Below are 15,426 nucleotides of genomic sequence, written 5' to 3'. Positions count from 1 at the left end.
CATGAGTTGGTACAACAAGGTTGTGTGGAGCGAAGGCTTGTTTCTTCGTCCGCAGCTCTTCCAGCAGCAAGAGCGCTACTTCGAGTATTTCGCGCACAAGCGTGCCGCGGCGTTGAGCCCGTTCTTCTGGGGCTTCAGCCAGTACGACATCGACCATGAATCGCTGTCGTTCGGCAAGCTCGTCTTCAAGAGCGGGGCCGGGGTCTTTCCGGATGGCACGCCGTTCGATGTGCCTGGCCATACGCCGCCGCCGCCGCCGCTGACGATCGCGCCCGAGCACCAGGACCAGGTCATCTACCTGGCGGCGCCCCTGCGTCTGCCCAATACCGAAGAAACGACGTTTGCCGAGCAGGATGGCGGGTCACTGGCGCGCTATCTCGCCTTCGATAACGAATTGCGCGACAGCAACGCCATCGGGCAAGGGCCGAAGCCGGTTCAACTGGCGCATCTTCGCTTGCGTCTGTTGCCTGAGAAGGAGCTGACGCAATCGTGGATCGGCATTGCACTGACCCGCATCAAGTCGCTGCAGGCTGACGGTTCCGTCACGCTGCATGATTCCGACCATATTCCACCCGTGGTCAGCTATGGCGCCAATCCGCTCCTGCGTGAGTGGGTGCTCCAGCTGCATGGGCTGGCCAAGCTGCGCGCCGACGCGTTGGCGGGCCGCCTGTCGGGCAGCGACGGCAAGCCTGGCGTGTCAGCCGAAGTGGCGGACTACTTGCTGCTGCAAGTATTGAATCGCTATGAGCCGCTGCTCGACCATATGCGCCGCATCGGAGAGACAGCGCCGGTGGAGTTGTACAGCCAACTGGCGATGCTCGCAGGCGAGCTGTCGACGTTTGTGCGTTCGCAGACGCGTCGCCCGCTTGCTGCGCCTGGCTACGACCATGCCCGTCTGTATCAGAGCATCAAGCCGCTGGTCGATGATGTCCACTATCTGCTGAACCAGGTGCTGGTGCGCGGTGCGCAGCCGATTCCGCTGGTCGAACAGCCGCACGGTATCCGCGTGGCCACGATGCTGCCGACCGAGCTGGCGGGCTACGCCAGCCTGGTGCTGGCCGTCGGCGCCCAGATGCCGTCGGAAGTGCTGCAGCAACAGTTTGCCGCGCAGACCAAGATCAGCCCGCCGCAGCGCCTGCCGGAGTTGATCCGTTCTCACTTGCCGGGTCTCACGCTGGTGCCGCTGCCGGTACCGCCGCGCCAGATTCCGTTCAACTCGGGCTACATCTATTACGAGCTGTCGCGTTCCGGTCCGTTCTGGGATCAGATCGCGCAACAGGGCGGGCTGGCCATGCACATCGCCGGACACTTCCCCGAACTGAAGCTTGAACTGTGGGGGGTCCGTCTGAAATGAGCGGATATGACGAGGCGTCGTTCGATTTTCTCGCGACGTACCCCGCTTCCGACGCGCCAGTGAAACCCGAGGCGCGCGCGCAAGCGCCTGCCACAGAGCAACAGCATCAAGAACCGGTGGTCGATCTGAGCCTCTTCGACCCGCTGGCGGATTCGCAGGCGCGTCTGGACCAAGTCTTGGCAGCGCCGAACCCGTTGCTGGAAGCGGCTCAACCGCTGCTGCGCGCGCTTGCCGATATGCCGACAAGGCTCGACAACCTGCAGGCGGTGGCCTCCTTGCGCGCGTTGCTCGTGCGTGAGGTCAGCGTTTTCCAGAAGCTCTGCGACAAGGCCAATCTGCCCTGGAAGCACATGGCGGCGGTGCGTTATTGCCTGTGTACAGCGCTGGACGAAGCGGCTAACCGTACGCGTTGGGGCGGCGGTGGCGTGTGGGCGGCCAAGAGCCTGCTCATCACCTTCGAAGGCGAAGTGGATGGCGGCGAGAAGTTCTTCCTGTTGATCGGCCGCATGGCGACCGATCCGCAAGAGTACGTCTCGGTGCTGGAGATCCTGTATCGCGTGCTCGGCCTCGGCTTCGAAGGGCGTTACAGCGTGGTCGACGATGGCCGTCGCCATCTGGACAAGATTCGTCAGCGCTTGCTGACGCTCATCAGCGGCGCGCGTGAAAACGTGCAGCACGAACTCTCGCCGCATTGGCAGGGCGAGGCGCCGGGCCAGCTCCGCGTCATGCGCACGGTGCCGGTATGGGCCATGGGTGCCGTGTTTGCCCTGGCGTTATTCGGTTTGTTCTCTTGGTACAAGTACCAACTGCTGTCGTCCAGCAATGGGCTCGAGGTGCGCATTCTGGAGATCGGGCGCCAGCAGGTGGTTGCCGCGCCCGCGCAGAAGCTGCGCCTGTCGGTGCTGCTCAAGGATGAAATCGCACGTGGTCTGGTGACCGTGAAGGAGGACGACCACAGCAGCCTGGTGACGTTCAAGGGCGATGCGATGTTCGTGCCCGGGCAGAGCCAGGTACGTCCTGAAATCGATCCGATTTTGGAAAAGGTCGCGCGCGAAGTCGCCCGTGTTGGCGGCAACGTGACGGTGACGGGGCATACCGATAGCCAGCCGATCAAGACGAAGGAGTTTCCGAATAACCAGGTGCTGTCGGAAAAACGTGCGGCGTTCGTCGCGCAGATCCTGCAGCAGCACGGCACACCGGCAGCGCGCATCCAGTCCGTCGGCCGAGGTGATAGCGAGCCTATCGCCAGCAACGCCAACGCGGCCGATCGCTCCCGCAACCGACGCGTCGAGATTCTCGTCGTGACGCCGTGACGGGAGGACAGCTATGTCTTATTTGAAACGATTTTTCCAGTTCATTTTCTCGCGCCAGATGCTGGCGTTCATCGCCATCGTCCTGCTGGGTGTTGCCGTTTGGTTTGTCGGCCCCTTGCTGGCGTTTGGCGGGCTGCATCCACTCGCAAGCGTGCCAATGCGCGTGACGGTCATCGTCATGCTGCTGGCGCTGCTGCTGTTCTGGTGGCTGAAATGGCCGGCGAGCGTCATTGGCGTAGCCGCACTGTGTCTGCTGTTCTGGCACGCCGCGCCGCTGCTGGCTGTGGGCGAAATGCATCCGTTTGAGCCTGTCTGGGTGCGGGTGCTCGCTATCTCCATCGTCGTGTTCTGCTACGCCATCTATGGGCTGTATCGCTTGTGGCAGGCCGTGCGCTCGAATGATGCGCTGCTCAAGCGGATTCTGCATCCGTTGACCGACAAGAGCACCGGCTCCATCGCCCGCGATGAAATTCGTGAGGTGAGCAACGTTGTCGCCAAGGCGATGCAGCAGCTCAAGCGCATGCGCAGCACCTCCGTGGGTGTGCGTCAACTGTTCGAAAGCAAGCGCTATCTGTACGAGTTGCCGTGGTACATGGTCATCGGCACACCGGGCGCGGGCAAGACCACCGCGATTCTGAACTCCGGCCTGCAGTTCCCGCTGGCCGAACAGATGGGCGCGGTTTCGGTGCAAGGTGAGGGCGGCACGAGTAATTGCGATTGGTGGTTCACCAACGAGGCCGTGCTGATCGATACGGCCGGCCGCTACACCGAGCAAAACGAGCAGAACGACAGCAACGTTGCCGATACCAACGCCGCTGAGTGGCAGGGTTTCCTTGGACTCCTGCGTAAGTATCGCCCGCGTGCGCCCATCAACGGTGCGGTGCTGACGATCAGCGTGGCCGATCTGCTGAGCCGCTCGGCCGCCGAACGTACCGCCATGGCAGCCGCTATGCGTGCTCGCCTGGGCGAGTTGCGCCAGCACCTGGGGATTCGCTTCCCGGTGTATGTGGCACTGACCAAGCTCGACCTGCTGCCGGGGTTCGCCGAGTACTTCCAGTCGTTGACGGCCGAGGGGCGCACGCAGGTGTGGGGCTTCACGCTGCCCTACGAGGAAGACTTCACCCGCGTGAGTGCCGAGAGCCTGCGCCAGCGCTGCGTGACCGAGCTGCAATTGCTCGAGCGCCGTCTCGAGGCGGGCATGGATAACCGCCTGCAGGAAGAGTACGAGAACGATCGCCGCAAGAAGCTCTACGCGTTGCCTCAGGAGTTCCGCAGCCTCGCGCGCCTGGTGACGGCGACGGTCGATCTCATCTTCCTCGACTCGCGCTACGACGACACGCAACTGCACAGCAACCTGCGCGGCGTGTACTTCACCAGTGCAGCGCAAACTGACCGGCCGATGCCGGGGGACCGCACGACCCTGTTCCAGCGACTGCGTCGCGGGCTAGCCCGCCTGGCGCCTGGGCAAGGTGCGGATGACGGCTTGGCTCAAAGCACGGTGCCCACCGCACACCGCAGCTATTTCCTGCACCATCTGTTCCAGAAGGTCGTGATTGCCGAAGCGCACCTTGTGCGGCCAAACCTGCGCTGGGAATTCCGCTTCCGCATGCTGCGCATGCTGGGGCACGTGGTGTCGCTGGTGCTGTTCATCTGGCTGGTGAGCGCCCTCATCGTCAGCTTTGACAACAACCACGCCTACCTGCAGGCCATCAGCAAGAAGACCGATGCGCTGGCTGCGCAGGTCAAGACTTTCCGCAAGGCGCCGAACGTGAGCGGTATCCGCGAGATCCTGACCGCCTCGCGCGATCTGCCGCAGTATCAGAACATCGACCTGGAAAGCCCGGGCGGCGGGTATCGCTACGGCTTGTATACGGCACCGGGCGTGATCGACGCTTCCGAGAAGACCTACCAGAGCCTCGAGCGCCAGATGCTACTGCCGCAGATCGTGCGCCGCATCGAAGGCGCGCTGGGTGATGCCATTGCCGCGAATGATCCGGATGGCACATATCGCACGCTGACCATCTACCTGATGCTGTTCGACAGCAAGCACTATGACGCCAAGGCGATCAAGCATTGGGTGATGCGCGATTGGGAACGCAATGACAGCGGCAGCGCCTTTGGCGACCGCACGGTCATGGCACAGCATCTGGACGCCCTCTTTGCCGACGGCAAGCCGGTGGCACCGAGCGTGACCCGCAACGCCGAGCTGGTGCAACGTGCCCGCACGTTCCTGAACAGCAACCCCGCCCCCGCGCGTTTATACGAGCGCGCGAAGGCGGTCATGGAGCGTGAAGCGCCCGAAAACTTCACGCTCGTCACGGCGGTGGGCCCGCAGGCCACCTCCGTCTTTACCTTGGCCGGCAATCCCGCGCTCGATCGCGGGGTGCCCGGGCTCTATACATACGAGGGTTACCACGAGGTGTTCGAGAAGCGCCTCCCCGAGTTTCTCGCGCAGGCGCAAACGGAAGACGCGTGGGTCATGGGTCGTGAGGACATCGCCGCAAAGGTGACCAGCGCCATGCAGAACACTGGTCTTCCGCTTGCGCGCGGCGCGTTGGCGCAGGACATTCGCCGGCAATACCTCACGGACTACGGCAACTACTGGCAGCAGTTTGTCGACGACATTCGACCTGTCTCGATCGGTGACGATGTGTCCGGATCGCTGGCGCTGGATCTCCAGACCCTACGCACGATGGCATCGCCCGATTCCCCGCTGGTGCGCTTGGCACGTGCCATCGTCAAGCAAACGTCGTTGTCGGCGATGGACGCCGCGCCAGCCGATAGCACCGGGTTGGCCGACGCGGCCGCGAGCGAGGCCAAGCGCCGCTCGCGCGCGGCAAGCATCGCTGCATCGGCAGCAGAGAAGGTAGGTGCCGCCCGCCCCGAGCTGCGCATGGAGAAGGAGCTCGTGGACAACCACTTCGCCGCCTTGCGCGAGGTTGTCACGGGCATGGCCGACACGGGCAACGGACCCGCGCCGCAGAGCGCACCAGTCGCCAGCGCGACCAAGCCGCTGCAGCTTGACGCGATCATCGGGCTGATCAATGAGCAATACACCCGGCTGGCAGTTGCCGACAACGCACTCGCCACGTCGACGATGCCACCGACGGCCGACATCGGTTCCGCAATGAAGATGGAATCCGCCAAGCTGCCCGCGCCGCTGCGGGCCATCTTGGCCGGCATCTCAGACCGCACGACGCAGAAGGTCAACCAGGGGGTCGGCAGCATGCTCGCACTCCAAGTCGATTCCAGCGTTGGCGAGGTGTGCCGTCGCGCCATCGATGGCAAGTATCCGTTTGCCGCGAGCACGCAGGAAGTCGATATCGAAGACTTCAACCGTGTGTTCGCCGCCGATGGGCTGCTCGATACGTTCTTCCAGAAAAACCTGGCTGCCTATGTCGACACGGGAACGAAGCCGTGGCGTTACAAGCCGCTGAGCCCAGGCATGCCGGCCATCAATGGCCCGAGCCTGTTGCCGTTCCAGCAGGCGGCGGCGATCCGCGACATCTTCTTCCGCGAGCCGGGCGCCAAGCGCATGGCTTGGAAGATGGACGTCAAGGTGGCGTCGCTCGATCCGGAGGTCACCGAGTTGTCGATGGACATCGATGGTCAGGGAATGCGTTACGCACACGGGCCGGTCGTGCCGTTCTCCGTCACCTGGCCAGGGCCCCGCGGTGGCGCCACGGCTGAGATCACGGCCAACCCGCGTGTGCGTCCGGAAACGTCGACGATCCTCGCCAATGGGCCGTGGGCGTTGTTCCGGATGATGGAGCGGGGCCGTGCCGTTGAAACGGCATCCGCGAGCCGCATGGCGGTCAACTTCACGCTGGACGGCCGACACGCGGTGCTGGAGCTGGTGACCAGCGGTCAAGCCAATCCGTTGACTTCGTCGCTGCTCAAGGGCTTCCGTTGTCCGCGAGGAGGAGGGGCATGATGGCGTGTCAGGCTTCAGTGTGGGGAAAACTGCCGGCGTTCGGTGATTTCATTCGATCGAGGGCCAGTGCGGCGCAGGTCGAGGACTGGCGCCACTGGTTCCAGTGTCATCCCATCCAGGAGATGGGGCGGCGGCCGCTGTCGCTACAGCGGCATGGTTCGGGTATTGCGCCGGACTGGCATCGCGCGGACGCCGCAGCGTCCGCTTCGGTGCCGGCGCACCCATTGCCGTGGAGCTTCGTCTTGTCGCCAGGATGTCTGCCGTTTTCGGGCAACCGGTTTGTGGCCGGCGTGATGATCGATTCCTGCGACAAGGTGGGCCGGCGGCATCCGCTCGTCATCTTTCAAGTGGTTTCTGGCCGCTGGTTGGTGGACGCGCTCGCACAACCGCGCAACGCGCTGTTCTGGCAGGCAAGGTTGATTGCGCGTTATATGCCGACACCTAACGGTCAGGTGGATGTTGCTTGCACGGCGGTGCCGCTCGATGTGCGGTTGGCGCGGCTGTTCGATGCGGCGCGACCCGGTATCCTGGCCAAGCTGGGTTTACGTCGGGCTGTGCCCCCGCAAGACATGGCGGCTTTGCTCGGCCCCGAACACCAAAACGACATTGCAGGCGCACTGCGTGGCACCGCGTCTGCCCCCTGGTCCCGCTGGCCGCATTGCCTGACAGAGCAGCGTAACAGCGGCTGGTTCTGGCAACAGGACCGCCAAGGCCACTTCGTCGGTTGCCACCGCATCACGGTCGACCGCACTTACCGCTACGAGGCGGATGTTCTGGTCGGTGCATGACCGGACCCCGACGGGCGTTGGCCCCTGCATTCCTTTGATTTCCCGGTTTGTTCGACTATGCACACACGCGCCGCAGACACGACTTATTGGTTCGACCAACTGCCCAGCTACTACGAGCCCGAAACACGCGAGCTTGAGCGGGCCATCGCCTCGAACTGCCACACGCTGCGCCACTACCTTCCCGCCTATCGCGAAAGCCTGGCGTTTCGGCGGCAGCCGAACAGCGACAAGCTGCAGCGCGCACTGACGTACGTCGGGCGACGCCTGCCGGGAGCAAGCGACGAAGCCATCAGCGCGCTGCATGCGCCGCGCAACGTCAGCAAGATTGCCAGCCTGCTCGTGCATTGGCTTGGAATCTTCGCCACCCCCATCGCGTGGGTGACGGAAATCCTGGGCGAAGACGGCACGGTCGTGGCATCAGGCGTGCCCGCCGTCAGCGTGATGTACGAAATCGTCGGCTTCGGCAATGACGTGGTGGACGCCCGGACGGACCGCGACCTCGAGTTTGCGGCGCAGCGGCTGCTGCGCGCGGCGGCCGTGCTACCGGCTGACGTGGTGATCGCCATCCTGCTGCGCAAAGCGTCGGTTGGCGTACGCCGCCCCACACGCGGCACCAGCGCCGCATCTGCATAGATCTTGTGGGCTCCGTTTGTGCCGGGATGGGCCGGGTGCAAAAGCGAGTCCTTGTTGTCGATGGTTTGTAAAGAGAAGATTGAATGTCGACTAATCCCTTGACCTCAACCCGCGTGGGCAACCGAACCGTCACTGTGCGCAGTGATGCGATGCCCCAATTGCTGGGTGAACCGGCGCTGCGTTTCCTTTCGATGCAGGGCGCCGAGACGCTGGGCAAGTTGTACCAATACGACCTGTTGCTGCGCACCCCGGACGATTACACCGTGCCGCTGGCGGCCAGTGCGAACCTGGATCTGAAAGATCTCGTTGGCAACGAGATGACGGTGTCCATCCAGCTTGACGGCTCCGGTGCTGGCAGCGAAGGCGGTGTAGGCGCCGGCACCCGAGAGATCAGCGGGCTGGTGACCGAGGCAGGGTTCCTGCGCGAGGAAGGCCGCTACAACGTCTATCGAGTCGTGATCCGGCCATGGCTGTGGCTCACCACGCTGACCACCGACTACAAGATCTTCCAGGACAAAAGCGTCGTCGACATCATCGACCACGTGTTGTCGGAATACCCGTTCCCGGTGGAAAAGCGCCTGGAGGCGGCCAAGTACCAGATCGCGGGTTCCAGTGCCCGAAACGAGCCGCGCGCGTTCCAAGTGCAGTACGGCGAGACGGACTTCGACTTCCTCCAGCGCCTGATGGAGGAGTGGGGCATCTACTGGTTCTTCGAGCATGGCGATGGCAAGCACCGGTTGGTGCTGTGCGACCACGTGGGCGCGCATCGCAAATCCCCGAGCGAGGCGTATCACAAGCTGGCCTACCTGCCCGAAGGCGGCAAGGTGGACGAGGAGTACATCAGCCTGTTCACGGCATGGGAAGACATTCGCCCGGGCGTGTTCATTCAAGACGACTTTGACTTCACGCGTCCGGCCGCACGTCTGTTGACGGTCAACCGGCAGCCGCGTGAAACCAACTGGGCTCAGGGTGAAGTGTTCTCCTGGCCCGGCGACTACACCGATGGCACGCACGGCGACTTGATCGCCCGCGTACGCATGGAAGAGCAGCGCGCGCCCGGCACGCGCGGCCGTGGTTTGGGCAACGTGCGCGGACTGGCTTGCGGCCAGACCTTCATGCTGACCGGCCACGAGCACACCGACGCAAACCGTGAATACCTAGTCATCGAATCCAAGCTCAGCCTGTCGGAGATTGCGGAAGAGTCCGGCGGCGGTTATGCGTACGAGTGCCAGAACGGCTTCCTCGTGCAGCCCACCAGCGAGGTCTTCCGCCTGCCGCGCGTGACACCCAAGCCGAAGGTCAGCGGCGCGCAGTCGGCGATTGTCGTGGGCCCGTCCGGGCAGCAGATCTGGACCGACGAGTTTGGCCGCGTCAAGGTGCGCTTTGCGTGGGACCGTTACGGCCGCAATGACGAAACCGATTCCTGCTGGGTGCGCGTGAGCCAAGCCTGGGCGGGTACGAGCTTTGGTGGCATCTATATTCCGCGGATCGGCCAGGAAGTCATTCTGGACTTTTGGAATGGCGACCCGGATCGTCCGCTCATCATCGGCAGCCTGTACAACAGCTCGACGCGTCCGCCTTGGGAGCTGCCGGGCAATGCCACGCAGAGCGGCTTCAAGAGCAACACGGTCGGCGGCGGCTCGGGCAACTACAACGGCATTCGCTTTGAAGACAAGCCAGGCGCCGAGGAGCTGTACATCCAGGGTGAGAAGGACACCAACACCCTTACCAAGAACAACGAGTCGCGCACGGTTGGCGTCAACTACACCGTGGGTGTGGGCTCCAACATGGACCGCTCGATTGGCGACAACTACAACAGTGTCGTGGGCTCCAACAGCACCTACAGCGTAGGCGGCAAGCAGACCTACTCCATTGCGCAAGACTCGACGACCTCGATCGGCACGTCGAACACCATGGTGATCGGTACGTCGTGCAAGACGACCATCGGCACCGAGCACGTGATGGTGATCGGCACGAAGTCGAGCACCAAGATCGGCGCGCTTGACACCAAGCTGGTGGGCGGTGCCTCCATGCTGACCGTGGGCGGTGCAACCACCTCCACGGTGGGCGGTGCTTCTGTCAACGCAGTCGGGGGTGCCTACACCATGACCGTGGGCGGTGCCCACATGACGACCGTCGGCGGCGTGGCCTCCACCATGGTGGGTGGCGCGCTGCTGATGGAGGCGGGCATCAACGTTACCATCAAGTGCGGCCAGTCTGCGATCGTGTTGAGTCCGGACGGTACGGTCAAGATTCTTGGCAACATCATCAAGATGATTGGCGATGCCATGGTCACGATCCAGGGCGGGGTGGTGCAGATCAACCCGGGCGATTCCGACAGCGCTACCGGTGGTGGTGGCGGTGGCGGTGTGGGTGGGGCTGGCGGTATCGGCGGTGGTGCCGGTGTGGCTGGTGCTGTGCCGCTGCCGCTGGTGATCCCGGGGGCGGGGGATGCCCTTTCCGGCACGACGCTCGCTGACGGAACGGCTGGCGGTGTTAACAAGAAGAAAACGGGAACGCCGACTCCGGCACCGGCGCCTGGGCCGGCACCGACGCCTGGCCCGACGCCAACGCCTGGCCCGACGCCAACGCCCACGCCGACGCCCACGCCGACGCCGACGCCGACGCCGACGCCAACGCCAACGCCAACGCCAACGCCAACGCCAACGCCAACGCCAACGCCAACGCCAACGCCGACGCCGACGCCCACGCCCACGCCCACGCCCACGCCCACGCCGACGCCCACGCCGACGCCGACGCCGACGCCGACGCCGACGCCGACGCCCACGCCGACGCCAACGCCAACGCCAACGCCAACGCCCACGCCAACGCCAACGCCCACGCCGACGCCCACGCCGACGCCCACGCCCACGCCCACGCCCACGCCCACGCCGACGCCAACGCCAACGCCAACGCCAACGCCTTCGCCGACAGGCTTCGAGCCATAAAGCGGCAAGCAGCACAGCTCAATGTCAACAGGGCTGTGCTGCACCTACGGATCATTCAATAGCGAGAGATTTATGCAACCAGCAGCACGAGTAGGTGACTCAATCAGCGAAGGCGGCTCCGTCACGAGCGGGTCGTCCGACGTTTTCATCAACAGCATTCCCGCCGCGATTGCGAATACGAGTCAGGGCTCGTGCTCGATTCACGGGTCGGTGTCTGTGACGCAAGGGTCGGGTACGGTGTTCATCAATAGCCAGCCTGCTGCTCGGCTGAGTGATTCCGTGTCTTGTGGAGCGACTATCTCCGCAGGGTCGGGGAATGTCCTCATTGGAGGCTAACGAAGGGCGTGCGCAGTCCGTACTGCTACGCGCGGACTGCTCTCGGGTAGGCTGATGCGCGGTAGCGAGAAGGAAAAGGCCACTCCTCAATCGGGGTGGCCTTTTGTTATTTAATTGAGTGCGGTTGCGGTGGGCTGCAACCGCATGTTGCGCAGCCGCAAGGACGCGCAGAGCTTGCTGATCGAGTGGATAGCATCGAGATGGGCTACTCCAGCTCAGCGGGGGCGTTTAGGATCGGGTTGTTCTGCAGCAAAGAACCGGCCGACGGCAATGAGGCGTTTCCGGGTGGCGCGCCGGGTCGCGTGCCTTGCCCGGTGGCTGGCAGGCTATGCGTGGCCGTGGCGACCAGCATACCAATGGCTGAAAGGGTTGCCAGGGCGGGTGTGGCAGATGCTTGTGAAGTCAATGTGAGTCGGTCGCGATCTGGCATGCCCATGTGCTCGGAAAATCAGCGAGCGCAGAGTGTGGGGCGTTGGCTGGGGACTTATCCATCAGGCAAATCTGAGTACGGCCGGGGCATCACATTTGCATTGCCGACGCGGCCGCAAGGGTGAAGGGCTAGACCCAGAAAGGCATCGAAGCGTTAATGTTTACCGAGTGGCTCTTCGATGCGGGCCATCAATTGTGAGGTGGCGTTTCGCGTCGTAATCACATAGCGCATGGGCGCTCTTTCGACGTCGTCTGAGACGAAATGCAGCACGTAGTCCAGCCAATGGTTTTCGATGCGATCGCGTAGCTCTGCGCCATCAAATATTTGCCGGTGCATCACTTGGCCGGCACGGTCCTCCACCTCCACAACGCACTGGTCGATGGCGATGAGTTCGCCTAGTGGGTTCTGATGCGAGCAGATTCGTATGCTGTTGGAGCGCTTGAGTGATGCTTTCCACGTTTCGTCATCTGGCATGTCGCGCATCGTTGGAGGCAACCGCTGGAGGGTGGCCTGCTCAACACCGCGCCATTTGAAGCTGACGCCGGCATACGCTTCATACTGCCTGAGTGAGCGTTTGGTCCCAAAGCCGTACTTGCCGAAATCGATCTGCGATGGATCCTCTCCATCTATCCCGAACAAAATCCGATTGCGCTGGAGGCAACGGCGATCGCGCTCCCACCATTCCATATCAACGCTGCCGGTGTCTTTGGCTTCGGAACCATGCTCGTCCCACATCTTGACGCGGCCCTTGCGTGAGTATTCATGCCACGCAATCAGTCGATGCGGATAGTAGATGTCATAACCGTGAGTGAAAGCGCGCACAGCGATTGAGATTTCTTCACCATAGAAGAAGTACTCCGGATCGTGCTGTACCTCCTGCGCAAAGCTGCCATCGGCAAAGGCGAAGTGCGCACCGTAGAAGCGCCCAGGAAGCGGGGCGTCCATGGCTTCCCATCCCGTGATGTCTCCAGAGTTGAAGATGACGACCCCTCCTGCAGTAATTTCCCTGAACCAGGTGCCTGTGGGCGTGCGGCCGCGCGTCTCCGGAGTGTCATCGTCAGGCTCATAGGCTGGCAGGTACGCCGTGAGAAGCGGCTTCGGGCTGGATGGCCGCAGCGATTCGAGCATCTCAATCACCTTCACATCCCAGTTCGGCACGAACCGATGGTGTGAATCTAATTGCAGCGTGTAGCGCTCGCCCTGATAGTGCTGCTGAATCTTGTTGCGCGCCCAACAGGCACCTTGCGATCGCATGTGAGGCACGTCGATGAGCTCGATGCGTGCGTCGCCATAGCGCAACGTGTGCACGGTGTCTTCACCCTCGCGATTGACCGTCCAATTCCTGAACCCGTGCGCGATGAACTGCGCAGTTACCTCCTGCGGTGCATGCTGCCAGCACACCACAACGCGCAGGTTCTCGGGTCGCGAGGCTCGGTCGACAAGGTCGATGAGGGTGGGGATCAGTTGCGGATCGCGGTACGCAGCAATCTGAACAAAAATGGTCGGGGCTTGCATGGCGATGGAAATACCGAAGGCCACGGCAGCTCGCACCGTGGCCGTCCGGTGTCATTCGAGGTTCAGTGTGATGGTGGCGATGGACGAAATCGTCCCAGCCGTGGGCGTGGCAGTCCCCACGCGCAGGACTTGTGTTGTCAGCGCAAACTCGGACCCGTCATCAACAAGCGTCTGTTCTAGCTTGCTGACGGGGTTGTTGGGGGAAAACACGGTGCCCGTCGAAACGTCCGCAAGCTGGATGGCGAGATGCTGAGCGGTGCCATCGTTCTTGATGAGGCTCGCGTTGACCGGATCCGGTGTGCCACTCAACGTGGCCGTCACCTTGGTGGGAATGTTGTCCCCAGTGCATGCCAGTCTGAAATTGACAGGGCGGCTAGGGCCAGATGTAGCGGTGACGTTACGCGGACCGAAGGTACCAAAATCGATGTTGATGTTGCTGCTGTTGACGGTGCAGCGTGGCAGGATTTTGATATTGACGAAGTTGCTGCTGACCTGAATGACTGTATTTCCATCCTGCGCTATACCCGAGCCGACAACGCCGCCCAATACGTTGACGTTGTTGGCGATATCACCGGTCTTGATCAGCGTCGCCTTGAAGTGCGCACCTTCCCGGAGTTCCATGTATCCCAGTCCGCTAGGGTTGCCAGGAAAGGTCGTGTCGAACTCAAAGTCCGACGTAGTGCCGCTCGGACGGACATAGGTAAGTTGCAGGCCAACACCATCCACCCCGGTTTGATAAACAGGGCTTTTTACTTCGTTGCGGTTCGCCATGTGCCAAGTCATCGTCCCTCCGACGGCTTGTTCGCACACGCCAAAGCGCACCGTGCCGCTTTGGAGGTTCGACGTGCCAGAAGCAATGGTTCCGCCAATCGCAAGGTCGGGTGATATTTCGACTGCACTGGGGAGGGTGAGTTGGTACGACTGAAGCTTGACGGCCGCTGCAGCCGGATTGTCTATCAGCGAAGCATCGATATCGGCCTTCGACATCTGGCGACAGGCTGCAAGAGTGTGTTGCGAGACGGCTAGCGTGCCGAGAGCCAAAAGGACGGTCAGGATTCTTTTCATACCGGTTCTGCGAGAAAACATAAAAAACATCAGTCATCCACCTCATCCCACTTCGCCAACAGCTCCGCAGGAATGATGTGAGCCAACTCGGAAAACCGCTTGCCGACCATGCGTTCGGATTGGCGCAGGAGCACGATGACGGGGCTGCTGGGCTCGTTACGCTCAAACCATGTGCGCACGTCTTGCAGCGTGGCCAGGGCGGACCAGCGGTCCATGCGGGTTGGGGCGGATGGGGTCATGGGCTGGGGCGTGGGCAACGCCGGCTGATCCGGGGTTTCCGTGGTGGTGGTTTCCGCGCTCAAGGAGGGGGCAACGCTGTCATCGACGGTGTCCGATGCGGCGTCCATGGCCGGCGCGGCGCTTTCCTGCCCGCCATCCAGATGCGCGCGCGCGTATGGTTGCAGCACGCGGGCTAGCGCACCCAGGTCGGGCGCGTCGGCGCCGAGCGCATCGATGGACCAAGTGTTGATGGCCTCCAGCAACTGTTGCGACTCCATCAGCGCGGCGACGGCCTTTTCGCAGCGCCCCCACAGTTCTTGCAGCAGGCGCGTGGCCGATTCTGGCGCCAGCACGTCTTTTTGGCGCGGCACCATGAACGACCGCTCGACGTCGCGCAGTTGCAGTTGCAGACCGGAGGCCTTGGGTAGCGCGATATCGCGCACGTCTGCCAGCATGGCATCCGGGTCGGCAAGTGCGGCCAGGGCGTTGGACAGCAGGAGCGGATCCCGCTCGCCATCGGCAAACGGCGTGGGGTGCAGGGCTTCGCCATAGCGCTCAAGCATGTCTTTGAGCAGCGCCAGACCGTCGCGCAGGCCGATGGCACCGCCTTGGCGCGCACGGCAGCGGGTGAGGATGGTCACTACGCGAATGTCTTTCGTGCGCAGCAGAAGGGCGCGTGCATCGCGTTCGGCTTCGGCCCAGTTCACGGATTGCGGCGTGTCGACAAAGTTGCCGTACTGCGCTTCGGTGCGCGGGGCAACAGCCGCTTGCAACATGACGAAGGCCGGATCGTATTCGAGGTCGGGCCCGGTGGGGTGTTCGGTTGATACGGGTTCCAGGAGGTCTGCAAAGCGCAGAACGGCGGGCGGAGTGTTGGCGTTCATAGCGAGG

10 protein-coding genes are annotated in these 15,426 nt (G+C 62.9%); 7 read left to right on the top strand and 3 right to left on the bottom strand.

From position 1 onward, the window contains the following. Position 1 precedes the first annotated feature (1 nt). The 7 genes from tssK to ACS7SF_RS05120 all read left to right on the top strand — a co-directional run bounded on the left by tssK (position 2) and on the right by ACS7SF_RS05120 (position 11,306). Positions 2-1,354, top strand: a complete 1,353-nt coding sequence (gene tssK / locus ACS7SF_RS05150; protein ID WP_439891977.1) for a type VI secretion system baseplate subunit TssK — start codon at positions 2-4, stop codon at positions 1,352-1,354. After that, positions 1,351-2,667 carry a type VI secretion system protein TssL, long form gene (gene tssL / locus ACS7SF_RS05145; protein ID WP_439891976.1) on the top strand — a complete coding sequence of 439 codons (1,317 nt, stop codon included), beginning with the start codon at positions 1,351-1,353 and terminating at the stop codon, positions 2,665-2,667. The genes tssK and tssL overlap by 4 nt, the downstream gene beginning before the upstream one ends. A 13-nt stretch (positions 2,668-2,680) precedes the next feature. Continuing rightward, positions 2,681-6,601 (top strand): type VI secretion system membrane subunit TssM, encoded by a 3,921-nt coding sequence (tssM, locus tag ACS7SF_RS05140; protein WP_439891975.1) that lies wholly within the window; start codon positions 2,681-2,683, stop codon positions 6,599-6,601. After that, positions 6,598-7,389, top strand: a complete 792-nt coding sequence (gene tagF, locus ACS7SF_RS05135; RefSeq protein WP_439891974.1) for a type VI secretion system-associated protein TagF — start codon at positions 6,598-6,600, stop codon at positions 7,387-7,389. Before tssM ends, tagF begins: the two co-directional genes overlap by 4 nt. A 57-nt stretch (positions 7,390-7,446) precedes the next feature. Further along, complete coding sequence (locus tag ACS7SF_RS05130; protein WP_439891973.1) at positions 7,447-8,022, top strand: hypothetical protein; 576 nt, start codon at positions 7,447-7,449, stop codon at positions 8,020-8,022. Between the two features lie 83 nt (positions 8,023-8,105). Further along, positions 8,106-10,970 carry a type VI secretion system Vgr family protein gene (locus tag ACS7SF_RS05125; protein WP_439891972.1) on the top strand — a complete coding sequence of 955 codons (2,865 nt, stop codon included), beginning with the start codon at positions 8,106-8,108 and terminating at the stop codon, positions 10,968-10,970. Positions 10,971-10,991: 21 nt separating this feature from the next. Continuing rightward, complete coding sequence (locus tag ACS7SF_RS05120; protein ID WP_439891971.1) at positions 10,992-11,306, top strand: PAAR domain-containing protein; 315 nt, start codon at positions 10,992-10,994, stop codon at positions 11,304-11,306. A 583-nt stretch (positions 11,307-11,889) separates the two neighbouring features. Here the strand turns inward: ACS7SF_RS05120 and ACS7SF_RS05115 are convergent. The 3 genes from ACS7SF_RS05115 to ACS7SF_RS05105 are packed head-to-tail and all read right to left on the bottom strand — an operon-like array spanning position 11,890 to position 15,419. Continuing rightward, positions 11,890-13,251 carry a GlcNAc-transferase family protein gene (locus ACS7SF_RS05115; RefSeq protein WP_439892700.1) on the bottom strand — a complete coding sequence of 454 codons (1,362 nt, stop codon included), beginning with the start codon at positions 13,249-13,251 and terminating at the stop codon, positions 11,890-11,892. 51 nt (positions 13,252-13,302) lie between these two features. Further along, the gene (locus ACS7SF_RS05110; RefSeq protein ID WP_439891970.1) at positions 13,303-14,316 is read right to left on the bottom strand and encodes a fimbrial protein; all 1,014 of its coding nucleotides are present in this window, start codon (positions 14,314-14,316) and stop codon (positions 13,303-13,305) included. A 29-nt stretch (positions 14,317-14,345) separates the two neighbouring features. Beyond that, positions 14,346-15,419, bottom strand: coding sequence for an ImpA family type VI secretion system protein (locus ACS7SF_RS05105; RefSeq protein ID WP_439891969.1), 1,074 nt, complete (start codon positions 15,417-15,419; stop codon positions 14,346-14,348). Positions 15,420-15,426: the final 7 nt, after the last annotated feature.

Source organism: Ralstonia sp. 25C (assembly GCF_051904805.1).
In the GTDB taxonomy this organism is placed as follows: domain Bacteria; phylum Pseudomonadota; class Gammaproteobacteria; order Burkholderiales; family Burkholderiaceae; genus Ralstonia.
This window is presented reverse-complemented; position numbering and strand designations above follow the sequence as displayed.